We start from the raw sequence: 21,681 nt of genomic DNA, 5'->3' as shown, positions 1-21,681 counted from the left end.
AAATGTCACTTTAATTTAATCTGTCTCTCAGTTTTTCTACTACTTCAACTAAATATTCTTTAATTGGTGACTCAATATCCGTCACATTTTGTAATGCGTCATCTAAATATTTATTACTTATTGCTTTTGACTCTTGAATCGCATTAGATTCTAATATATATTTGGATAATTCTTCACTGTTTGCTCTATGCTTACTATACTTTTTTAACATTGATCTAAATGTGCTATCTTTATTTCTGAGTAATAGTACAGGTAATGTATAATGACCATTTTTTAAATCTGAAAATTTAGGTTTACCAAGGATTTTTTCACTAGCTGTAAAATCTAAATAGTCATCTATAATTTGAAAACTCATTCCAACGTTATATCCGTATTCAATCAAAGATTTAAGTACTTTTCGATCAACATTGGTAGCAAATGCTCCAAGTTTAATACTTAATACGATGAGTAACGCTGTCTTTTTATAAATTTTATCTAAATAATTATCTATTGTCTGCATATCGTCAAACTGAGTATCGAATTGGAACAGCTCTCCCTCTACAATTTGACGCATCGCAAGAGCATATGTGTCGTGAAACTCTTGATGTTCTATGTGAGACACTGCTTCTATCGCACTGGAAATTAAAAAGTTACCTGTATTAACTGCTTGAAAGTAACCATGTTTATAAAACGTAGTCTTACGTTTTCTTCTCGTCTCTGAGTCATCGATAATATCATCATGAACTAAGCTTGCCATATGAATTAGTTCTAAACTCGCTGCAGTTTTAATTAAATCATTATATTTATCTTTGTCCCCTAATTTACCAACGAGAAGTGCAAGTGATGGTCTAAGCTTTTTACCGCCTGTGACGTATAAATTAAAACTTTCATCGTTTACTATAGAAGTTCCTGGGTCTAGATTCTTTTTAATATACGCCTCTATTTTCTTTAAATCAGGCTTTATAAAAGATTTAAACGGTTTTGTCATAATCAATCGGTTTATATGCTAAATGGGTTGCAGCCATACCCATGTTATGAGGGACTATTTTTATATTTGTAAACCCAGTTGAATCCATTAAATCTTTTAACTCTTCTTTTGATAGAAAATCTCTCGTTGACTCATAGAGCCATTTGTACTCTTCGCCACTTTTCGCAAAGATTTTTCCAAATAATGGCATGATTTTACCGAAATATATGTTAAATAATGTCGCAACGACTTTGTTATTCGGATTAGATGTTTCTAGAATAACGAAATGACCGCCTGGTTTTAGGACTCTAGCCACTTCAATAAGCGCTTGTTTATAATCTGGTAAATTTCTTAAACCAAAACCAATCGTAATCAAATCAAACGAATTATCTTCAAACGGTAAATCCATTGCATCACCTTGAAGTAACTCTACATTTTGAAGATGTTTCACTTTACTCTCTGCAACTTTTAGCATGTTTTCACTGAAGTCTAATCCAATTACATTTACATTAGGATTACTTTCAGCAAGTTGAATTGTCCAGTCACCAGTTCCACAACATAGATCTAATACATTATCATCATCGTGAAGAAAAATTTCAGACATCGTCTTTTTACGCCATACATCATGTTGTTTAAAACTTATAATGTCATTCATTTGGTCGTAATCTTTTGAAATTGTGTTAAATATATTTTGTATTTTATTATCTTTCATTATTTTCACCATCATCTAAAAATGCTTCAATCGTTTTATCTATAGTGTTACTGATATATCCATTTGAAATTAAATAATCAATCGGCGTAAACAATAACTCTTTTTTATTTTTAAACGATAATTGATTCATTTCATAACATTTTGATTTTTTTGAGATTGATTGTTTTGTTAGCACTACTATATCAGATAGTATTTTGTAATGACCTTTATCTGCCATCGCACTGTAAAACTCTGTCATTAATAAATCATTGTATAAAATATGTGTTTCGACTGTATCTTTGTTAGGCTCTTCATCGAGTAGAAGTAATGCGATATTAAATTTTATAACAGCTTCAATCATTTCTTTATCTTTAAATAAATAATATGTATCATCAGTTAGTTCATTTACAAAATTTGAATATTTGTTTTGAATGTCATCATCAAAATAAGTCATAATTTCACTTAACGCCAACAAAAAAATCACCCTTATAAATGAATAGACCTAACATCAGTTAGGTCTATTAAAATTCTTATTTTACTGCGTCTTTTAGAGCTTTACCTGCTTTGAAAGCTGGTACTTTAGATGCTGCAATTTCAATTTCTTCACCAGTTTGTGGGTTACGTCCTTTACGTGCAGCACGCTCACGTACTTCGAAAGTACCGAATCCGATTAATTGAACTTTTTCACCTTTAGTTAGTGATCCTTGGATTGCTTCGAAAACTGCGTCTACAGCAGCACCTGCATCTTTTTTAGTAAGATCAGCTTTGTCGCTTACTGCGTTAATTAAATCAGTCTTGTTCATAATTAAATGACCTCCTAGATTCTATATAATGATTAATCATTATGTTTTGACTTTACCACAGGAATGCCGTCACTTCAACATATTTCAGCATTCTTTAGTATATTATTATTTATTTGCTTCTTTTTTTATTTTGCTCGTCATAAAGATAACATTATTGTTTTCATCGACGGTTAATTCTGGACTGTAAATCGGTACGACAGGTGTTTGTTCATATAAAACGTGGCGTACGTCTTCGCCAGGTTTAAACGACAATTCTTGGTCATCAATGATATGTTGCACATCTTCACGATAATCAACTAAAAATTCTTCTCCACCGTTAAAGTATACGTTTAATGGATTACCTGTATATGGGCTCGTAACTGTTGGATTTTGATCGAGGTGATAATGATCTAAATCTAACATATAAACGTTCGGACCGACCGTATCACCTAATTTAACATGGTCACTAAGTATGTTTAAGCGAGTCGTTAACGAGCGAATTGTGTTCGTAATTCTTAAATCTGCGATTTTAACTTTAGGATCTGTATCTTCATCGATAATGACATATTGATAATGTCCACCATTTTCAAACGCTGTCGGTGGAATATCACTAATATAGTCCGGAACTAATTTGTTAAAGTCTACTTGGTATTGTAAATACTCTCTATTTTCTAGATGATTTTCAGTTGTTTTAAATGGTAATAATCCATCGTTATCTTCTTGGAATTGTTTGACTGCGTTCTCGACCATTTTAATTTGTGATTCTTTTGGCTGTGCATTTTTATCACGCTCACTCTGTGGATACATACAAGCACTTAGTAAGAGTGAAACTGATAATAAAACGAATAGTTTTAATGCGTTACGCATGGTTACTGCCTCCTAATACGAGTATCATTGTTATAAATGCAAATATTAGAAGTAACCATGCAATAATTGACATGATAATACTTACGAAACGATATGGCATTTTATAACGTGCGATATATATTAAGAGTGCCGCAAGTGCCATCGCACCCATCGAATAAAACGACACCCACATTAAATCCATTCTAGATATATCAAACATTTTATTTCTCCGCTTCTAAATGATTTCTCATAATTTCTAATAAACCTTCCGTTTCAGACTTTCTTTCTCTCATCATTAAAGAGATTAAAGCATCTGTCTCAGAGATTGATTCAAATAAATATTCGTACAATACATTCGTAATCGGCATATCGACGTCGTGAATTTTTGCAAGCTCGTATGCTGCTTTTGTCGTGTTAACACCTTCGACGACCATTCCCATATTTTCAACAATATCGTCGAGTGACTGTCCACTAGCGAGCATCTTACCACATCTGAAGTTTCTAGAATGTTCACTCATCGCTGTTACAATTAAGTCACCGACACCTGTTAATCCCATAAAAGTTAAAGGATTCGCACCCATTTTAGTACCGAGTCTTGCGATCTCATGAAGACCTCGCGTAATAACAGCAGATTTTGTATTATCTCCAAATCCTAGACCATCTAAAATACCAATTCCTAGGGCGATAATATTTTTAAGCGCACCACCTACTTCCACGCCAATTAAGTCATTGTTTTCATACACTCTAAAGTATTTATTTATAAATATATCTTGAATTTGCTTTTGACCTATTTTATTTATTGAGGCTGTACTTACTGTTGTCGGTTGTTTTAATGCGATTTCTTCTGCGTGTGATGGTCCACTTAAAATTGCGACGTCTGTATAATTTTTTTCGTCAATTTCTTCAATGATAATTTCAGACACACGTTTATGAGTACCTAGTTCTAATCCTTTAGCAACGTGACATATTAACACTTGTTTATCTAATTCATTTAAATAATCGTTAATTTGTTTACTTACAGTTCGGACTGCTTTTACTGGAACTGCGAGTATTAATATATCACCATGCTTAATAGCATCTTTAAGATCATCTGTCGCTTTAATTGTCTCACTTAGCGTAATATCTTTTAAATAGTTTTTGTTCGTATGATCTTTGTTGATTTCTTGAACAGTACTTTTATTTCTGCCGTACATTAGTACATGATGATTGTTAGAATCGAGTATCATTGAAAGACTTGTACCAAAACTACCTGTCCCTATCATTGTTATATTCATAAAATTCTCTCCTATATTAATTTCGACGACGTGTAATGATATGAATTGGTGTTCCTGTAAAGTCAAAAGCTTCTCTTAAACGATTTTCTAAGTATCGCTTATAACTAAAATGCATGAGCTCTGGATCGTTTACAAAAACTACAAACGTCGGTGGTGCGACGCTGACTTGAGTCCCGTAGAAAATATTTAATCGTTTTCCTGTCTTATCTGTCGGTGTAGGATTCATTGCAACACTATCTACTAGCACTTCGTTTAACGCACTCGATTGAACGCGTTGCTTATGTGCATTATCGACTGTATGAATAAGTGGGAATAACGTATGCACACGACTTTTAGTTTTCGCTGAAACGAATGCAATTGGTGCATAATCTAAAAATCTAAATTGATCTCTAATCTTTAGTTCGAATTTACGCATCGTTTGTGTATCTTTTTCAACGGCGTCCCATTTGTTAACGACTATAACAATTGCTCTTCCTGCTTCATGTGCAATTCCTGCAATGCGTTTATCTTGTTCTCGAATACCTTCTTCGCCGTTTAAAACGAGTAAAACTACGTCGCTTCGTTCAATCGCAACGTTAGCTCGTAATACCGAATATTTTTCTGTGTTTTCGTACACTTTTCCTCGTTTACGAATACCCGCCGTATCAACAAATGTATAGTTAAACCCGTCTTTTTCAAGTTTTGTATCGATAGCATCTCGAGTCGTCCCAGCAATATTCGAAACAATGGCACGATCTTCACCGAGTATTGCGTTGACTAAACTAGATTTACCAACGTTCGGTCGTCCAATTAAAGAAACTTTAATTGAGTCATCTTCATCCACTTCATAGTTTAATGTACTAAAGTTTTCAATGACTTTATCTAGAACATCACCTAATCCTAAACCATGAGAACCAGATACTGGATAAGGTTCGCCTAGAACTAATTCATAAAACTGATATATTTCTGAACGCATTTCGTAAGAATCGATTTTATTGACCATTAATACGACAGGTTTTTTTGAACGATGTAAAATATTCGCAACGTGAACATCATCATTTGTAACACCTTCACGTCCATTTACTACCATTACTATTACATCAGCTTCATTAATTGCAATTTCTGCTTGTACTGAAATTTCATTTTGGAATAAGTTGTCATCGAGTTCAATTCCACCAGTATCTATGATATTAAATTCATGACCGAGCCAATCTCCTGTAGCGTATATTCGGTCTCTTGTAACGCCTGGAGTATCTTCTACAATTGATTTTCTTTCTCCAATAATTCTGTTAAATAACGTGGATTTTCCAACGTTCGGTCGTCCCACGACTGCTACTGTAGGTATCATTCAACTTCCCTCATTTCTCTTATATTTTATCATAACTCTAATTTTATTCTATAAAAAAATAAAGAGCGAGTTCCCTCGCTCTTTTACGTAAGATTAAAGACCTAAATCTTTAAGTTTATCACCTAAAATATCTCTTAATGTAGGTGCATCGTCTTCTTCGTCTTTATAAACTGTTTTATCTTTTTGTTGAACTGAACGTTGTGGTTTTTCTTTTGTTGCTTTAATTGAAAGTGATGTTTTTTCGTCTTCTTCGTTGAATCCGATAATTTTAACATCGACTTCTTCTTCTGCTTTTAATACGTCTTGTGGGTGTTCAACATGATCATATGAAATTTCTGATACGTGTACAAGCCCCTCTACACCTTCAGCCACTTCTACGAAAGCACCGAAGTCTACTAGGCGTTTAACAGTTCCTTTTACGACGTCACCGACTTTATGATCGTTGAAGAATTTATCGAACGGACTGTCTCCAGCTTGTTTAATTGAAAGTGATACTCTTTCGTTATCTTTGTCTACTGAAAGAATTTTAACGTTGACCGTGTCACCGATTGAAACAGCATCTTCAACGCTATCTACTCTGTTGTAGTCAATTTCTGAGATGTGTACGAGACCATCTACCCCATTAACATTAACGAAAGCACCGAAGTTTGTTGTACGAACAACTTCACCTTCAACGACTTCACCTTCTTCAAGTGAATCGAAGTTTTTAAGTAATTCTTCTTTTTCAGCTGCTTCTTCTAAAACGCGTCTGTTTAAAATAATACGGTTATTTTCTGGATCAACGTCTTCAACTTTAACGTCTAGAGTTTGACCATCAAATTGAGTAAGGTCTTCAACGAATTGTGTTGAAATAAGTGATGCCGGGATGAAACCACGTGCACCGACGTCAACAACTAATCCAGCAGGAACAACCTCAATTACTTCTGCTTGAATTGTTTCATCGTTATCTTTTTTTGATTTTAAGTCATTGTATGCTTCTTCTGTCTCATACTGACGTACAGAAACAACTACTGTTGACTCATCTTCGATTTTAATTACTTTAGCTGTAAGCTCATCATCAAGACTTACAATCTCATCTGTTGTATCAATTCGTTTTGAAGTTAATTGACTAATTGGAACGACTCCAGTCGTACCGTCTTCAAGTTCAACTTCTACAAATTTTTCTTCAACTTTAGAAACTTTACCAGTTACAACGTCGCCTTCGTTGTATTTAGACTCAACAGTTTCTATGTTTTCAACTTCTAAGTTTTCTTCAAATTTTTCTTCGTTTGTCATACCGTTATCCTCCAATTTTAAAACGCTTAATACTATTAAGTTCCTATAAATCTAGCTATTTGTCAAGGTGTAAAGGTCCATTTAACAAATTATTTAGATTATTTTCTAAAATTTTCGTAATATCTTTTCTCTTTAATCCATCTTTCCTTAACTCATCTGTATATATTGGTTGACCGAATATAATCGTTACGCCATTTTTATCATCATAATTTCCACGTACAGCAACTGGCACAATCGGCGCTTTTGCACTCATTGCGATAAAGCTTGCACCTTCTTGAAGAGGTCTTAACTCATCCTTTTTATCTTTGTTACGTGTCCCTTCAGGAAACATTAAAAGCATACGTCCCTCTTTTAATGCCTCGATCGACGTTTTTAATGCCGCACGATCTCCTTTACCTCTATTGACAGGTATTGCATTTAAATTACGGATTGCTGCTCCGAATAATTTATTTTTAAACAGCTCAGATTTTGCAAAAAATGACATCTCACGTTTTACGGAAATACCAATTGCTGGTGGATCGTGTAATGATTTGTGATTTGCAGCGAGTAAAACTGGACCTTCTTTTGGAATGTTGTTTTCACCGATGACTGTGATTTTATGACGGACTCGGTAATATAACGTCACAAATACTTTCATAATTTTATAAAACATTGTCGTTAATCCTTTCGCGTGCATAATTTAAAATTGCCGATGCAACTTCGTCAATCGTCATATTATCAGTATTAATCTCTATTGCACTGTCTGCTTTTTTTAAAGGTGAATGTTCGCGGTTCATATCACTTTCATCACGTGCGATGATTTCTTTAATTAAATTATCTAATGTAATATTATTTCCACGAGCTTCTTCAATAAGTCGACGTTTTGCACGAATTTCAGGACTCGCTGTTAAATAAATTTTTAACTCAGCATCTGGAATTACAACAGTACCGATATCTCTACCGTCCATTACAATACCTTTATCTGCTGCTATTTCACGTTGCATATCAACGAGATAATCACGTACAAAATCGATCGAAGCAATAGAACTTACTTTATTTGTTACTTCACTATTACGAATATCTTTCGTAACGTTCGTATCGTTTAAAAATACATCTCCAGATTCACTAAAATTTATTTTAGCGTCTGTAATATTTGATTCCGTAAGTGATTCACTTAGATTCAGAGAATATAAAGTAACCGCTCGGTACATTGCACCGGTATCTAAATATTTATAATTTAAATGGTTCGCAACAATTTTTGCGATGGTACTTTTACCAGCGGCAGCAGGACCATCAATTGTTATATTAATTTTTGACATTCATGACACCTTTTCTTATGGAATAATGAGTTCTTGACCAACTGTTAAGTTGTTTCCTGAAATACCGTTCGCGCTTCTTATTTTCTGGATGTTTTCTTCTGTACCAGCTCCGTAATATTTAAGTGCAATTCGGTATAAGTTATCTTGCGCAGTAACAACGTGTGTCGCTCCGACTTTTTTCTCTTCTTCTTCTTTCTTTTTAGCCTCTTCAGCTTGGCGTTCACGTTCTCTTTCTTCAGCTGCTTTTTGTTCGGCCTTCTTTACGTCAGATTCTTTCTTAGACGAGATGACTGATTGACCAAGCTTTTCAAGACTTGCGATTTGTTCTTCAGAGTATTTCGCTGGCAGATTACCATCTTTATTTGAAGCGACTTCTTCACCGTCTTTATTATCTTTACTCTTTTTATTAGAGTTACTATCTTTGTTTTTTGCAAACTGCTTTTCTAATTCAGCTTTTTTACTTTCAAATTCTTTGTCAATTTGTCTCGTGTTCTCTTCTTTTTTATCGCTTGCAACAGATTTTTCATCTATACCGTCACCTGAAGGCCAAAAGTTAGAGACAATCATTACACCTAAAACGAGAGTTAACGGAATTAAAAGTGCGAGTAAAACGAGTAGAGACTTTTTATTTTTATTGTTTTTAATTGATTGAGTGTTTAAATGTTTGTTTTTAAAATCTTTTAACTTTGATTTTGATTGCTGCATCTCTTTAGAAAACTGATCACCATATTTCGATGAAGTACTCTTGAAGGATGCTAAAATTGCAGCAATTACAGACTTATCGTCATCTTTTTTAGGTTTGTTTTCTTTTTTATTTTCATTTTTTACAGTTTTATTTTCTTCACGATTATACTTCGCGCTACGGCTGAACTGTTCGTCTACTTTATTTTTTCTAGATCGACGTCTTGTTCGTTCATCTTTATTTGTATCAGTACGTTTATGCTGTATATCTTTATAAAAATCATCTTTCATAATACATTCCTACCCTACATACATTAGTACTTTTATTATAGTCTTTTTTCCTATACTTTTAAAGGGAATTCGAAAGCGAGGAATTTTTGAAAAGCAATTGGTTGAAAAGAAGAAATAAACACCTTAATATAGTGTTATTAAGAGGTGACAATGTGACGATTAAATATACTATTTCTGACAAGGACACTTGTATTGCTTGTGGAGCATGTGGAGCATCAGCGCCGGATATTTTCGATTATGACGATGACGGGATTTCGTACTCCATACTCGATAACAATGAAGGTATAACACCTGTTCCTGAAGAACTCCTTGGTGACCTTGAGATGGCGTATCTAGGGTGTCCGACAGATTCCATAAAAGTAGCCGATGAACCGTTCGACGGAGATCCGTTAAAGTTTGAATAAAAAAGAGTACTCTGTTTTTAATGAGCTGCACCCCTAAAGTTGGACACTAAAATCCAACTTTAGGGTAGCACATCAGTTTTACAGAGTACTCTTTTCTTTTTGCTTTTTCAGTATTGGAATTAATTTTGTGTGAACGATATAGATGACTACACCGAGTAAAATACCTTTTACGATGTTAAATGGAATGATACCTACTGTTACAAGTGTTTTTACGTTTTCAAACACTGCACGCTGATCTAAAATCATTCCATATAATGGTAATAAGATAAAGTAATTAAGTATCGATAACACGAACGTCATGAATAGTGTACCGACGACAATTCCCGTTATTAAACTTTTGCTCGTTTTACTTTTAACATAGATAATATATATCGGAATTAAGTAACTAAGTGATGCGAGTAAATTCGCTATCGGACCGATTGGTTCACTGGAAACGAGAAAACCATATATGATAATTTTTATAACTATAATTAAAACTCCGACTCCACCACCGAATAGTATAAATCCTATATAGGCAGGAATATCTGCAATATCAAACTTTAAAAATGGTGGAAAGAATGGTAGTGGTACGCTTATCAGCATGAGTATAAAAGAAATCGCTGATAAAATACTAATCATAATTATTTTGTAAATCTGTGACTGGTTCATAGTTGTTCTCCTTTACTTAACGTCATAATAAATGTCGTGCCTTTTTCGTACTCGCTATCAACCGTAATTGTTCCTTTATGGCCATTAATAATACTTTTTACGATACTAAGTCCAAGACCTGTACCTTGTTTACCTCTGGTTCTTGCTTTATCTTCTTTATAGAAACGTTCAAATATACGATTTAGCGTTGAAGCTTTCATACCAATACCTGTATCAGATAATGTAATCACTACATGAGTGTTCGTTTCGTCAATGTTTATTGATATAGTATCTCCGTCTGAAGTATATCTAATTGAATTATCGATTAAATTCGTAAACACTTGGTACATTTTATCATAGTCAAAAGGAACGAGAGAATTATTTAGCCTATTTTTAACTTTAAAGTTCAACTGATTTTTCTTCATTTCATAATCAAATCGCTTCTGTAAATCAGCCATCAACACGTTTAAATCATTTACTTTAATATTAAATAATCCCGATTCAGTTTCTAACTTATTAATTTCAATTAACTCGTTGATTAAGTGATTCATACGGTCAGATTCTTCTTTAATAATACTTAACATATTCTTTACTTCTTTTGGATCAGTGACAATTTCATCTAGTAATGCCTCAGTATAACCAGTGACCATAACCATTGGAGTTTTTAACTCATGAGATACACTCGATATAAACTGTGCGCGCATCGTCTCTAGTTTCTTCTCATGCGACACGTTACGGATAGTCATCGTAACACCTGTTTTTGACTCTGCATAATTCACAGGTGTAAAGAAAATTTCAATATACGTATCTGTATCTAGCTCTTCAGTAATCGAATAAGATTCAAAGTTTTCCCGACAGCGAATAATACATTCGTTAATTTTTTCTATTAAGCTTTCATGCTGTGAAATCTCTTTGAACCATGTATTACCTTCTTTATTTCGGTAAATTTGACAGTTTGATTCATCAAAAAATACTATACCATCAGAAATTGATGTGAATATTGATTCTCTCAAGTTTTTCTCATACTCGAGGTTATCGATATTTCCTTTAATATCTTCACTCATCTTATTAAATGCAAGTGTCAATTCTCCGATTTCATCAAAATTTTTAACTTCTAATTTTTGGAATTTTCCACTTGCCATTTTTAACGAAGCATTTCTCAAATCAATTAATGGATCAGTAATTCTTTGGATTAAAATAAAAGCAAATAACGTCGTAACGATAAATAATACAAAAGCACTCACTGATATGATCATCGTAATATCACGTATCGATTTATAAATCGGTGACATATCCGAGTATTTTATAAGCATTGTATCTGTATCATAGTACTGCGTCATATTAAGCACTTTTACCATGTAATCGATGTTTTCTTCATCTTTAACGAAAAAAGTATCCTCTTGTAGGCCTTCACTATTTAAAATGTAGTTAAACACAGATCGGTCTGTCTCTGTATTACTCGATACAAATTGACCGTCTTGGTAAATGATTAAGTTCTCTTCAGTAATTACTTTTGTAGATTCAATGACAGGTTCGTGTTGACTGAGTATTTCTTGTTCTATACGCTCTAAATCGTTTAATAGTTTTTGATCGCTACTATTTAGAGCGTAGTTTCTAAAGTAAAAAGCTAAACTAATGGACAATATAATTAAAACTGCGGTTACTATCATGATGATAGTAAACCACAGTTTTACAACTAAACTATTTTTAAGCGTCATTCTGTAACCACGAATTTATATCCGACGCCCCAAACAGTTTGAATCATTAAACTTGCATCGACAGATACATCATTTAACTTCTCTCTCAAACGTTTAATATGTGTATCGACTGTTCGTAAATCACCGTAAAACTCATAATTCCAAACCTCTTTTAACAGTTCTTTACGATCGAATACTTTGTCAGGATTTTCAGCTAAAAATAGTAATAACTCGTACTCTTTCGGCGTTAAATTTACATATTGTCCATCTACAGTTACTTTGTGTGCGTCGTTATCAATTTCTAGATGCTCATAGACGATAATGTCGCGACTTGATGAATCGAATTTCATATACGCAGTTTGTGATGAACGTTTTAAAATAGCTTTAGTTCTCTGTAACACTTCTCGTGGAGAGAATGGCTTTTTAACGTAATCATCAGCACCTGCTTCAAAACCTTCTAATACGTCATTTTCTTCACCTTTAGCAGTTAATAAGAGAATCGGTGTTGACTTATGCATTCTTAGCTGTCTCGTCACTTCAAACCCATCTTTTCCAGGCATCATTACATCTAAAATAATTAAATCAAAGTCTTCATTCAGTGCAAGTTCTAAAGCATCGTCACCATTATCTGCTTCTGTAATTTCATAATCATCTGCTTCTAAATATAAGATGACAAGTTTACGAATTCTTTCTTCATCATCTACAACCAATACTTTACGTTTCGACATTTCGTCACCTCTTTAAGCGTATGAATGTAAGCCAGCGACAATTAAGTTAATTGCGACTAAGTTGAATAAGATTAAGAAAAATCCTGCAACGGCTAACCACGCTGATTTTTCACCTTCGTACCCTCTATTAATACGTAAGTGTAAGAAAATTGTATAGAACATAAACGTAATAAACGCCCATGTTTCTTTCGGGTCCCAGCCCCAGAATCTACTCCAAGCTGCTTGTGCCCAAATTGCTGCGAAGAAAATACCACCTAATGCAAATAATGGGAAACCGATTATTACTGAACGATATCCAATGTCGTCCATTAAGTTTAAGTCGGCTTTATTTGCAACTGGTTTAAGTAATGTGTAAATACGTCTTCTTAAAATGAGTCGTAATAAACCATAAACAATTAAACCGACACCAAGAGACCAAATCACCGTATTTAATGAATGAGCTTTAATGATCGGTGGCACTTCAATACCTGTTGTAAAGTGTTCTGTGCGGTCGTATTCATTATTTCCTAAATGCTCAACTGGAATTGAGTCTTTATAGTTAATTAAGCTTGGTAAATTATACGTTACAACGGAGTCATTCCCTTGCTGATCAACGTAGAAGAAGTCTGCTTCGTATTTCACGACACCGCGCATAAGAACCATGATTAACATATATGTCAAAATGACGATTATAAAATACGTAATTGCTTCTAGAGAAAATGATCTCCAAGACTTTTCATTCTCCGGAATAATTTTTAGTAAATAAATGAATCCCGCAACAGCACTCATCGATAATATCCCGTATGAAATCGTTACTGTTATTACGTGAATTGCAAGCCAGTTACTTTGTAACGCTGGAATAAGTGGTGCAACATCTGTTGAGAATAACGCACCATATCCAAGTAATAATAATGAAATAGGAATCGCAAATAATCCAAAAACTTTCGTCTTATAGTAGTGATACGTTACTAAGTATCCAAAAATTAGCATGATAGAGAACATTGCAATAAATTCAAAAAGGTTTGATACTGGCGCATGTCCAGTTGCAAGCCATCTAAACACAAAATATGCAAGCTCTAGTACAAATGCAAGAGTAACAATCCAAACTGCTATATTCGCGTAACGCGCTGATCTTTTAGAGCTAATACTCATACCAAGTGGTACGAGTGATATGAGTAATAAAATAAATCCTATATAAATTGAGATGTTACTTATTTTTAATAGTAGATGATCGGTCATAACCATTATCCTTTCATTCGTTCGTTATGAACTTTTGAGTCGCTATCTTCTACATAGCCTAAATTATACTTATCGAGTGCTTCATTAATCTCTTTTGTAATACTGTAGTAGTTACGATTCGTATGTGCTGCAAGTGTAAGACCATTATCAGTATTAATCCATATACGTCTATGGTTAACATATGAACCGATAAACACACCGATTAAGAAAATAACAAAACCTGCACCGATTAAGAACATCGTTTTATCTTTCTTAAGTGTTAATACACTAACAACTTCGTTTTCCATCGATACAAATTTAATACTGTATTTATTATCTTTGGAAATATCTGTTGTATTCTGTATTTGAATGAGAGAATACTCCTCGCTACCTTCACTGTCATTAACTTCAAATAAGAATGCAGGATTTCGTGGAACAGGTGTGTTAGAAATTAACGTTCCGTTATTACCAACTCCAGCATAGTCTGGTGCAAACGACCTAAGTTGGACTTCAAAGTCGTTTCCATTTTTACCTTTAACTTTGTACGTATCCAAGTAATCTTTAAAGACAATCTCAAACGGCTCGGATAATACATTCCCTTCTTTATCTTGAAGTTCAAACGTCATCGACTTCATCGCAGACATATCAAAGCTCGACTGGTATAAGTGATAACTGTCATGTATAAACGGATGGTTTACTTTTATTTCAGCTTGATCGATTTCTTTTAAATCAGGCTCTGAACCTACGATATCTGCAGATTCATTTTCATAAAACGTAATATTTGTTTGATAGTTACTTGCAAGTTCACCTTGCGTACTTAAAGATTTATCGAACACTGATCCTGAATCTTTATCGTACGTGTCAATAATAAATTTGTCGTTACGAATATAATATTGACCTCCTGTACCTGGAAGTTGTACCGTCTCTCCTTCAGGTGCATAGACAAGTTCATCTAAATACATTCCAGGGAAGAAGCGAAGCATACTTCCGATTAATAATATAATTAATCCAGTATGGTTAATGTACGGACCATAACGAGACAAACGCCCCTTTTCAAGGAGGTACGAGTTATCTTCTTTGCGAATATTATATTTTTTCTTTTTAAATTCACTAATTAACTGATCAACATCATCATTTGCTACATCTTCATTATGTAGGTATATTCTTTGTCTTTTGTAGTATGAAGGGTGTTTTTTAACCCCTTGATTATATAGTGTTTTAAATAATGGTACTCCACGGTCGATACTTGCCGCAATAATAGACAATGCGAGCATTGCATTTAATAGTAAGAACCACCATGAAGAATATAAGTTATGCAATCCTAAACTATAATATAATTTTCCAAACGAACCATAGTTTTCATAGTAATAATCACTTGCATTTGCACCGACAGGAATAAAGTATTCTTGTGGTAGAATCGTTCCGATTGCCGATGCGATAGCAATTAACGCGATAATAATGACACCGTTTCTAATGGAAGTGAAAAATATCCATATTTTATCGAATAAAGAAGACGATTTTACTTTAGAACGAACTGCACTTCCATCATAACGCATGACATCCTTAATTTTCTTTTTGTCATAATCTTCATTAATCAGTAATCCACATGACTGACATAATTGAGTTCCCGGTGGATTGACATGTCCACAGTGCGGGCATTTGATTGAATCATTTTCGCTAGACATATTATTCACCTTTATCATTTAATACTTTTATAAAATCTTGTATGTCTTCTTGAGTTAACTGATGTTCTTGTTTTTTAACAATTTTATTATTTTTATCAACAGCAATCGTCGTTGGTAAAGGTCCAACGTTATAAGCTTTAGTTACGCTACGATCACTATCCATAGCCATTCTTAAATTGACTTCTTCGTCAAGGCTGTTTAAGAATTGATTTATTTGTTGTTTGTTTTCTGAAACATTGACTGTAATAATCTCATAATCACTACCATCACCTAAATCGTTCGCTTCACTTAAGTGTGGCATTTCTTCACGACATGGTTTACACCATGTACCCCAGAAGTTGATGATGACTCCTTTTTCTTTAGTGAGTTCATATAGATGTATGACCTCACCTTCTGTTGTTTTCAATTTAAAATCTACAGCGGTATCTCCGACTTTTGTCGATTGATTTTTCGATGAAAAATTGAACCACAGAGTCACAGCAGTTAATACAACGATTCCGATAATAATCGTTATACGTATGATATTACGTACGGATCTACTCAATGAACTCTCCCCCTCTTTAATATCTTATATATATTATAGCAGTTATAGTATCTTGTTTTTGACAGAACTTTGACAATTAAACTACTTCGAAACTGCTTTTGCATGTCCGACTAATTGTTTAGCTTCATGTGGTGTTAAGAAACGATATTCACCAGTCGGAACTCCTTCAATTGTTAAGAAATCGTAGCCGATACGCTTAAGTTTAATTACTTCTGCATCAAAATATTTAAACATACGACGGACTTGATGGTTTCTACCTTCAGTAATCGTTAATTGTACAATCATATCCATATCTTTTTTATCTCGAATCACTTCAACGATTGCTTTAGAAGTTTTTCCGTCTTCCAGCATAACTCCGTTTTCTAACTCTTTAAGTTCTCTATTTGTTAAACTTTTATTTATTTTTGCACGGTATGTTTTTTCTACCTCATAACGTGGATGGGTCATATAATTTGTAAATTCTCCATCGTTTGTGAGTAATAAAATTCCCGAAGTATCGTAATCTAGACGACCAACTGGATATATGCGTGTATTTAAGTGGTCGAACTTGTCTACAACCGTACGACGATCTTTATCGTCACTTACTGTAGACACCTCTCCTGTCGGTTTATGGTAAAGAATATAAATGGGCGTTTCATTTTCAATTGGAATACCATTAACTTCTACTTTGTCTTTATCAGTAACGAACGTTGCAAGTTCTTTACATACTTTATCGTTTACTTTTACTTGACCATCTAATATTAATTGTTCTGCTTTACGACGGGACGTTATACCTGCATCTGCAATTTTTTTGTTTAATCTAACTTTACTCATCATTTTCTCCTTTTAACTGATTAAAGAATAGTTCGATATGTTCATCTTCTTCAATTTCATCGGCACTTGGTAAATCTGTAATTGTCTCGAGACCGAAAATCTCTAAAAATGTCTGTGTCGTCTTATAAAATGTTCGGCGGTCATTTTCAATGAATACACGTTGAATCAAATTCTTATTTAAAAGTGTCTGAATTGGACCGTCTGGAGATACACCTCGTAACTCTTCAATCATACCTCTTGCTACTGGTTGATTATACGCAATGATAGACAATACTTCCAAAGCTTGGTTTGACAATTTATTACTTGGACGTTCCTTTAATAACTTTAGAATGTATTCTTCAACAATCGGAGTCGTTTTTAAATAATAAATGTCTTCATGAACGAGAATATTTAAGTGTTTTTTATGTTTGTTGTATAACTCTACAGATTGTTCTAACTCATCTTTTGTAATTGGGATATTTTTAATTAATGATGACTCTTTCACACCAATGTCTCCTGCGATATAAAGCATCGCTTCTACGATATCAATTTTTTCTACACTCATTATGCTACGTCCTTTAATTTTATAAATGTATATTCATCGTTATTTTTTTCGAACTTAAATGTGCTTTGGCTAATACCTTCTAACAGCGTTAGGAATATTTGAACGACTTGATATCGTTTTACGCCAGACGAAAACATTTCTTCTAACGTTAATTCATTCTGATTTTCAAACCGTTTTTTTAAAAAGAGTGTCGCTTCCTCATGTGTATACGATTCTGTTGTAATAAAACTGTGTGTATTTTGAACGTCAACTCTTTGTCTTACTTTGTTATAAGCTGTAATGAGTTCTTCTAGGGAAATAGAAAATGTATCACTCACTTCGACTTCTTCAAATTCATGAGGTGCTTTCACTAAAAATTGTTCAGCTGCTTCTTTTAGTTGCTTTAACTCCTCAGCATACATTTTATAGTTCTGATACTCTAGCAATTGTGAAATTAACTCTTCACGCGGATCTTCTGTATATTCTTCAAGTGGCGGTTCAGGTAAAAGCATCTTACTTTTAATTCTTAAAAGCTCGCTCGCCATAACTAAATATTCACTCGCAACGTTAATTTCAAGCTCTGTCATCTGCTTAATATAATTCATATATTGTTCCGTTAAAACTGCCATCGGTATATCATAAATATCAATTTCTAACTCTTTAATAAGATGAAGTAATAAATCGAGTGGTCCGTGAAAGACGTCTAACTCTACTTCATAATTTTTCATAAGTTCACAACCTATCTTTAATTAAAAAAGACTAAACGTGACGTTTAGTCTTAGACGACGTATATCCAGTAAATGAAACCCCAAATTAACGAGACGATCAATATAAATAGAAATACAAATACTTTTGCCTTATCCATCTATTTTATTTCTCCTAAAAAGCTATTACCATGTGTACTAAATTGTACATTAAAATTGTCTGCAATAGTAGCAGCTACATCACTAAAAGTTTTACGGTCATTTATTTTTTTGTAATCAAACTGCTTTTTTGAAGTTACAATTAATGGAACATACTCTCGTGTGTGGTCTGTACCTGTAAATGTTGGATCATTACCGTGGTCTGCAGTGATAATCAGTAAATCATCTTCTTTTAATTTACTAAAAATCTCTGGTAAACGGTCATCGAATTCTTTTAATGCATCCGCATATCCTTCACTATCTCTTCGGTGACCATAAACTGCATCAAAATCTACTAAGTTAGTAAATGATAGTCCCTCAAAATCTTTATCCATAACATTGAGTAATTTATCGACACCATCCATATTATTTTTCGTACGAACCATATCGGTAATACCTTGACCGTTGAAAATATCATTTATTTTACCGACGGCATATACTGTATAATCGTTATCTTTTAACGCATCTAATACAGTCGGTTCAAACGGACTGAGTGCATAATCGTGACGATTTTCAGTTCTTGTAAATTTACCTTTACCTACTCCAATGAATGGTCTTGCAATTACGCGACCAACTAAAAACTCATCGTCTAATGTCAGTTCACGGACCGTTTCACAAATCTCATATAATTCATCGACAGGAATGACCTCTTCATGTGCAGCAATTTGAAGTACAGGGTCTGCTGAAGTATAGACGATTAAATCACCCGTCTTCATATGGTCTTCACCGTAATCATCGATCACTTCAGTTCCTGAATATGGTAAATTACATACGACTTTACGATTCGTTTTTTCTTCTATTTTTTTGATAAGTGCGTCAGGAAATCCGTCTGGATATGTTTTAAATGGTGTTTTAATGTTTAAACCTGCAATTTCCCAATGACCAGTCATCGTATCTTTTCCACGTGATACTTCACTCATCTTCGCAAAAAATGCATTCGGTTGTTCAGGACAATTTAATCCAGGTAATTCTTCTATACATCCTAGACCAAGTGATTCAAGGTTTGAAAGATCTACTGCTTTAGACTCTAACGTGTGTTTTAAAGTGTGTGCTCCTTTATCACCAAAGTTTTCAGCATCTTTAGCTTCTCCTATTCCAACAGAGTCTAATACGATTAAATGAATTCTTTTAAACATAATTAACCTTCTTCCTTTATTTTCGCGGATGAAATTTGTCATACATTTCTTTCACTGATTTTTTAGAAAGATGTGTATATACTTGTGTTGTTGAAATGTCTGTATGACCAAGTAGTTCTTGAACAATTCTTAAGTCTGCACCATTTTCAATTAAATGTGTTGCAAAAGTATGTCTGAATGTATGTGGTGTGACATTTTTTGAAATACCACTCAGTAAATTATACTTTTTAATCATCTTCCATACGCCTTGCCTTGTAAAACTATTACCACGATTTGTTAAAAATAATGCATCCGTATCTTTATCTTTTAGTAGATTGATTCGTATATCGACTATATATTCTTGTAATAACTCTGCGACGTAATCCGTAATTGGGATAATACGTTCCTTTTGGCCTTTACCGACAACAGTAATAAAACCCATTTCACTATTTACATTGATCGTATTCATTGAAATGAGTTCTGAAACACGGATACCTGTTGCATAGAGTAGTTCCATCATAACTTTATCTCTAATGCCTGATGTCGTAGGTTCCGGTGTATCTAGTAGCTGTTCCATCTCTTCAATCGTTAAACTGTCAGGAAGTGATTGTTCGATTTTTATACTACTCAAAAGTGCAGCAGGATTTTTATCTGTTTTCCCGTCATTAATTAAATATTGATGGAAATTTCTTAACGTTGACTGGAGTCGTGCAAGTGTTTTCGAGCGTTTGCCTTTTTCTTTTTCTTCTTTTAAAAAGTTAATGATATCAGTAGAAGAAACTGTACTAAAAGTAAGGTCTAATTTATCTAAAAAATCGCGATATAAATTAAGGTCTTGTGCGTAAGAGTCTAAAGTACTGTTAGAAAGACCGCGTTCTATTCTTAAAAACGACAGATAATCTTCTATATCTCTTTCGTTATTTTTCATTAATGTCTTCCTTCATTTGGCATTCGTGACATACACCGTGAAATGTCAAACGATGATTCAGTACTTTAAAATTAAACTCGTGTTCGACGATTTGTTCAACGTCATATAAAAGATCATCTTCAACTTCAATAATCTTTCCACACTTTACGCAAATTAAATGATGATTAAAGTGCTTTGCACCAGGCTCTTTAAAATCATACCTTGAGACACCGTCGCCGAAATTTGCTTTAACAATAATTTTTAGATCACATAGTAATTCTAATGTACGATATACAGTTGCAAGACCAATTTCAGGATACTTTTCTTTAACGCGTTGAAACACATCTTCTGCACTTAAATGTTTACTGTTATTTTCAAGTAATACGCGTAACGTGACTTCCCTTTGAGGTGTCAGTTTATAACCTGATTGTTGTAACTGTTCTTTAACTGTTTTCAATTTAGTTTCCACTTGCACCACTCCGATTTTCATAGTTAATTATACTAGAAATGGTGCTTATTTAAAATAGTTTAAATAAAAACGACTGTTTTATGTTCTTATTTATAATTGTTTGAATATAAAACGTGTTGAACTGCGATTAACGTTTTCGCATCTCTAAACACGTTTTCTTTCATTAAGTGTTCTAGATCAGTTATTTTAATTTTTTCAATTTCTAAAAATTCATCTTCATCTAATTTTTGTTCTTCAAGCTCTAATTGATCTGCTTCAAATAAATAGATGATTTCATTAGAAAATCCTGGAGATACATAAAACTCTTGTAAATATTGAACCTCTTTAGCGACTAGACCCGTTTCTTCTTTTAACTCTTTTATAGCTGTTTGTTCAGGTGTATCTTTCGGTTCTATCTTACCAGCAGGAATCTCTAATAAAACTTCTTCTGCCGCAATTCTATACTGTTTTACAAAATACATATATTCATCGTGCACAGCGATAATTCCTACTGCACCTTGATGATACACAACTTCTCTACTACTCGTTTCTCCGTTTGGTAATTCAACATCGTACACAGTAACATCAATAATTTTTCCTTTATAAATATCTTTATGCGATAGTTTCTTTTCAACTAATTGATCATCATTTTGATTCATCTTGTATTACCTCACTATATT

General features: G+C 33.6%; 26 protein-coding genes. 1 reads left to right on the top strand and 25 read right to left on the bottom strand.

Annotated elements, in window-relative coordinates:
* Positions 1 to 10: 10 nt before the first annotated feature.
* The 12 genes from BBS29_RS01620 to BBS29_RS01565 form a co-directional block, all read right to left on the bottom strand.
* Positions 11 to 967 carry a polyprenyl synthetase family protein gene (locus tag BBS29_RS01620; RefSeq protein ID WP_068128503.1) on the bottom strand — a complete coding sequence of 319 codons (957 nt, stop codon included), beginning with the start codon at positions 965 to 967 and terminating at the stop codon, positions 11 to 13.
* A complete protein-coding gene (locus BBS29_RS01615) occupies positions 951 to 1,658 on the bottom strand; it encodes a demethylmenaquinone methyltransferase (RefSeq protein ID WP_068128425.1) in 708 nt (235 codons plus the stop codon). The genes BBS29_RS01620 and BBS29_RS01615 overlap by 17 nt, the downstream gene beginning before the upstream one ends.
* Positions 1,648 to 2,109 carry a hypothetical protein gene (locus BBS29_RS01610; RefSeq protein WP_068128423.1) on the bottom strand — a complete coding sequence of 154 codons (462 nt, stop codon included), beginning with the start codon at positions 2,107 to 2,109 and terminating at the stop codon, positions 1,648 to 1,650. The genes BBS29_RS01615 and BBS29_RS01610 overlap by 11 nt, the downstream gene beginning before the upstream one ends.
* A 58-nt stretch (positions 2,110 to 2,167) precedes the next feature.
* Positions 2,168 to 2,440 (bottom strand): HU family DNA-binding protein, encoded by a 273-nt coding sequence (locus BBS29_RS01605; protein WP_040928142.1) that lies wholly within the window; start codon positions 2,438 to 2,440, stop codon positions 2,168 to 2,170.
* Between the two features lie 105 nt (positions 2,441 to 2,545).
* Positions 2,546 to 3,286 (bottom strand): hypothetical protein, encoded by a 741-nt coding sequence (locus BBS29_RS01600; RefSeq protein WP_068128421.1) that lies wholly within the window; start codon positions 3,284 to 3,286, stop codon positions 2,546 to 2,548.
* Positions 3,279 to 3,485 carry a DUF2768 domain-containing protein gene (locus BBS29_RS01595; RefSeq protein WP_083286818.1) on the bottom strand — a complete coding sequence of 69 codons (207 nt, stop codon included), beginning with the start codon at positions 3,483 to 3,485 and terminating at the stop codon, positions 3,279 to 3,281. Before BBS29_RS01595 ends, BBS29_RS01600 begins: the two co-directional genes overlap by 8 nt.
* Position 3,486: 1 nt before the next feature.
* Complete coding sequence (locus BBS29_RS01590; protein ID WP_068128419.1) at positions 3,487 to 4,539, bottom strand: NAD(P)H-dependent glycerol-3-phosphate dehydrogenase; 1,053 nt, start codon at positions 4,537 to 4,539, stop codon at positions 3,487 to 3,489.
* 16 nt (positions 4,540 to 4,555) lie between these two features.
* A complete protein-coding gene (gene der / locus BBS29_RS01585; protein ID WP_068128417.1) occupies positions 4,556 to 5,866 on the bottom strand; it encodes a ribosome biogenesis GTPase Der in 1,311 nt (436 codons plus the stop codon).
* Positions 5,867 to 5,959: 93 nt separating this feature from the next.
* Positions 5,960 to 7,141, bottom strand: coding sequence for a 30S ribosomal protein S1 (gene rpsA / locus BBS29_RS01580; protein ID WP_068128415.1), 1,182 nt, complete (start codon positions 7,139 to 7,141; stop codon positions 5,960 to 5,962).
* Between the two features lie 55 nt (positions 7,142 to 7,196).
* Positions 7,197 to 7,793, bottom strand: a complete 597-nt coding sequence (locus tag BBS29_RS01575) for a lysophospholipid acyltransferase family protein (protein WP_068128413.1) — start codon at positions 7,791 to 7,793, stop codon at positions 7,197 to 7,199.
* Complete coding sequence (gene cmk, locus BBS29_RS01570) at positions 7,783 to 8,439, bottom strand: (d)CMP kinase (RefSeq protein ID WP_068128411.1); 657 nt, start codon at positions 8,437 to 8,439, stop codon at positions 7,783 to 7,785. The genes BBS29_RS01575 and cmk overlap by 11 nt, the downstream gene beginning before the upstream one ends.
* 15 nt (positions 8,440 to 8,454) lie before the next feature.
* Positions 8,455 to 9,411 carry a LysM peptidoglycan-binding domain-containing protein gene (locus BBS29_RS01565; RefSeq protein WP_068128409.1) on the bottom strand — a complete coding sequence of 319 codons (957 nt, stop codon included), beginning with the start codon at positions 9,409 to 9,411 and terminating at the stop codon, positions 8,455 to 8,457.
* Positions 9,412 to 9,569: 158 nt separating this feature from the next.
* Between BBS29_RS01565 and BBS29_RS01560 the strand changes: the two genes are divergently transcribed.
* Complete coding sequence (locus BBS29_RS01560; protein ID WP_068128500.1) at positions 9,570 to 9,815, top strand: ferredoxin; 246 nt, start codon at positions 9,570 to 9,572, stop codon at positions 9,813 to 9,815.
* A 78-nt stretch (positions 9,816 to 9,893) separates the two neighbouring features.
* Here the strand turns inward: BBS29_RS01560 and BBS29_RS01555 are convergent, their stop codons facing one another.
* The 13 genes from BBS29_RS01555 to BBS29_RS01495 form a co-directional block, all read right to left on the bottom strand.
* Positions 9,894 to 10,463 carry an ECF transporter S component gene (locus BBS29_RS01555; RefSeq protein ID WP_068128407.1) on the bottom strand — a complete coding sequence of 190 codons (570 nt, stop codon included), beginning with the start codon at positions 10,461 to 10,463 and terminating at the stop codon, positions 9,894 to 9,896.
* Positions 10,460 to 12,112: an ATP-binding protein gene (locus BBS29_RS01550; RefSeq protein WP_179853820.1), complete on the bottom strand. Its 1,653-nt coding sequence runs from the start codon at positions 12,110 to 12,112 to the stop codon at positions 10,460 to 10,462. Before BBS29_RS01550 ends, BBS29_RS01555 begins: the two co-directional genes overlap by 4 nt.
* Before the next feature lie 44 nt (positions 12,113 to 12,156).
* Positions 12,157 to 12,867, bottom strand: a complete 711-nt coding sequence (locus BBS29_RS01545) for a response regulator transcription factor (RefSeq protein WP_068128401.1) — start codon at positions 12,865 to 12,867, stop codon at positions 12,157 to 12,159.
* 12 nt (positions 12,868 to 12,879) lie between these two features.
* Positions 12,880 to 14,085: a c-type cytochrome biogenesis protein CcsB gene (gene ccsB / locus BBS29_RS01540; protein WP_068128400.1), complete on the bottom strand. Its 1,206-nt coding sequence runs from the start codon at positions 14,083 to 14,085 to the stop codon at positions 12,880 to 12,882.
* 5 nt (positions 14,086 to 14,090) lie between these two features.
* Entirely contained in the window at positions 14,091 to 15,749 is a 1,659-nt protein-coding gene (locus BBS29_RS01535) for a cytochrome c biogenesis protein ResB (RefSeq protein WP_068128398.1), read from the bottom strand.
* Between the two features lies 1 nt (position 15,750).
* Positions 15,751 to 16,293, bottom strand: coding sequence for a redoxin domain-containing protein (locus BBS29_RS01530; protein WP_068128396.1), 543 nt, complete (start codon positions 16,291 to 16,293; stop codon positions 15,751 to 15,753).
* A gap of 81 nt (positions 16,294 to 16,374) precedes the next feature.
* Positions 16,375 to 17,106, bottom strand: coding sequence for a pseudouridine synthase (locus tag BBS29_RS01525; protein ID WP_068128394.1), 732 nt, complete (start codon positions 17,104 to 17,106; stop codon positions 16,375 to 16,377).
* On the bottom strand, positions 17,099 to 17,650 hold the full coding sequence (gene scpB / locus BBS29_RS01520) for an SMC-Scp complex subunit ScpB (protein ID WP_068128392.1): 552 nt from the start codon (positions 17,648 to 17,650) through the stop codon (positions 17,099 to 17,101). The genes BBS29_RS01525 and scpB overlap by 8 nt, the downstream gene beginning before the upstream one ends.
* Positions 17,650 to 18,357, bottom strand: coding sequence for a segregation and condensation protein A (locus tag BBS29_RS01515; RefSeq protein WP_068128390.1), 708 nt, complete (start codon positions 18,355 to 18,357; stop codon positions 17,650 to 17,652). Before BBS29_RS01515 ends, scpB begins: the two co-directional genes overlap by 1 nt.
* 137 nt (positions 18,358 to 18,494) lie before the next feature.
* Positions 18,495 to 19,667 carry a phosphopentomutase gene (gene deoB, locus BBS29_RS01510; protein ID WP_068128389.1) on the bottom strand — a complete coding sequence of 391 codons (1,173 nt, stop codon included), beginning with the start codon at positions 19,665 to 19,667 and terminating at the stop codon, positions 18,495 to 18,497.
* Between the two features lie 16 nt (positions 19,668 to 19,683).
* Positions 19,684 to 20,574, bottom strand: a complete 891-nt coding sequence (gene xerD / locus BBS29_RS01505; RefSeq protein ID WP_068128387.1) for a site-specific tyrosine recombinase XerD — start codon at positions 20,572 to 20,574, stop codon at positions 19,684 to 19,686.
* A complete protein-coding gene (gene fur, locus BBS29_RS01500) occupies positions 20,564 to 21,043 on the bottom strand; it encodes a ferric iron uptake transcriptional regulator (protein WP_373554028.1) in 480 nt (159 codons plus the stop codon). The genes xerD and fur overlap by 11 nt, the downstream gene beginning before the upstream one ends.
* Before the next feature lie 65 nt (positions 21,044 to 21,108).
* Positions 21,109 to 21,660 (bottom strand): NUDIX hydrolase, encoded by a 552-nt coding sequence (locus BBS29_RS01495; protein ID WP_068128382.1) that lies wholly within the window; start codon positions 21,658 to 21,660, stop codon positions 21,109 to 21,111.
* Positions 21,661 to 21,681 lie beyond the last annotated feature (21 nt).

The sequence above is a fragment of the Nosocomiicoccus ampullae genome (assembly GCF_001696685.1).
GTDB lineage: Bacteria > Bacillota > Bacilli > Staphylococcales > Salinicoccaceae > Nosocomiicoccus > Nosocomiicoccus ampullae_A.
This window is presented reverse-complemented; position numbering and strand designations above follow the sequence as displayed.

Bases quoted from the DNA above. Each gene is read 5' to 3' on its own strand.
- BBS29_RS01525 (WP_068128394.1), bottom strand. From the start codon at position 17,106: ATGAGTAAAGTTAGATTAAACAAAAAAATTGCAGATGCAGGTATAACG.
- cmk (WP_068128411.1), bottom strand. From the start codon at position 8,439: ATGTCAAAAATTAATATAACAATTGATGGTCCTGCTGCCGCTGGTAAA.
- BBS29_RS01605 (WP_040928142.1), bottom strand. From the start codon at position 2,440: ATGAACAAGACTGATTTAATTAACGCAGTAAGCGACAAAGCTGATCTT.
- fur (WP_373554028.1), bottom strand. From the start codon at position 21,043: ATGAAAATCGGAGTGGTGCAAGTGGAAACTAAATTGAAAACAGTTAAA.
- der (WP_068128417.1), bottom strand. From the start codon at position 5,866: ATGATACCTACAGTAGCAGTCGTGGGACGACCGAACGTTGGAAAATCC.
- BBS29_RS01575 (WP_068128413.1), bottom strand. From the start codon at position 7,793: ATGTTTTATAAAATTATGAAAGTATTTGTGACGTTATATTACCGAGTC.
- BBS29_RS01495 (WP_068128382.1), bottom strand. From the start codon at position 21,660: ATGAATCAAAATGATGATCAATTAGTTGAAAAGAAACTATCGCATAAA.
- BBS29_RS01600 (WP_068128421.1), bottom strand. From the start codon at position 3,286: ATGCGTAACGCATTAAAACTATTCGTTTTATTATCAGTTTCACTCTTA.
- deoB (WP_068128389.1), bottom strand. From the start codon at position 19,667: ATGTTTAAAAGAATTCATTTAATCGTATTAGACTCTGTTGGAATAGGA.
- BBS29_RS01555 (WP_068128407.1), bottom strand. From the start codon at position 10,463: ATGAACCAGTCACAGATTTACAAAATAATTATGATTAGTATTTTATCA.
- BBS29_RS01595 (WP_083286818.1), bottom strand. From the start codon at position 3,485: ATGTTTGATATATCTAGAATGGATTTAATGTGGGTGTCGTTTTATTCG.
- BBS29_RS01615 (WP_068128425.1), bottom strand. From the start codon at position 1,658: ATGAAAGATAATAAAATACAAAATATATTTAACACAATTTCAAAAGAT.
- scpB (WP_068128392.1), bottom strand. From the start codon at position 17,650: ATGAGTGTAGAAAAAATTGATATCGTAGAAGCGATGCTTTATATCGCA.
- BBS29_RS01565 (WP_068128409.1), bottom strand. From the start codon at position 9,411: ATGAAAGATGATTTTTATAAAGATATACAGCATAAACGTACTGATACA.
- BBS29_RS01550 (WP_179853820.1), bottom strand. From the start codon at position 12,112: ATGATAGTAACCGCAGTTTTAATTATATTGTCCATTAGTTTAGCTTTT.
- xerD (WP_068128387.1), bottom strand. From the start codon at position 20,574: ATGAAAAATAACGAAAGAGATATAGAAGATTATCTGTCGTTTTTAAGA.
- ccsB (WP_068128400.1), bottom strand. From the start codon at position 14,085: ATGACCGATCATCTACTATTAAAAATAAGTAACATCTCAATTTATATA.
- BBS29_RS01545 (WP_068128401.1), bottom strand. From the start codon at position 12,867: ATGTCGAAACGTAAAGTATTGGTTGTAGATGATGAAGAAAGAATTCGT.
- BBS29_RS01620 (WP_068128503.1), bottom strand. From the start codon at position 967: ATGACAAAACCGTTTAAATCTTTTATAAAGCCTGATTTAAAGAAAATA.
- BBS29_RS01535 (WP_068128398.1), bottom strand. From the start codon at position 15,749: ATGTCTAGCGAAAATGATTCAATCAAATGCCCGCACTGTGGACATGTC.
- rpsA (WP_068128415.1), bottom strand. From the start codon at position 7,141: ATGACAAACGAAGAAAAATTTGAAGAAAACTTAGAAGTTGAAAACATA.
- BBS29_RS01515 (WP_068128390.1), bottom strand. From the start codon at position 18,357: ATGAAAAATTATGAAGTAGAGTTAGACGTCTTTCACGGACCACTCGAT.
- BBS29_RS01590 (WP_068128419.1), bottom strand. From the start codon at position 4,539: ATGAATATAACAATGATAGGGACAGGTAGTTTTGGTACAAGTCTTTCA.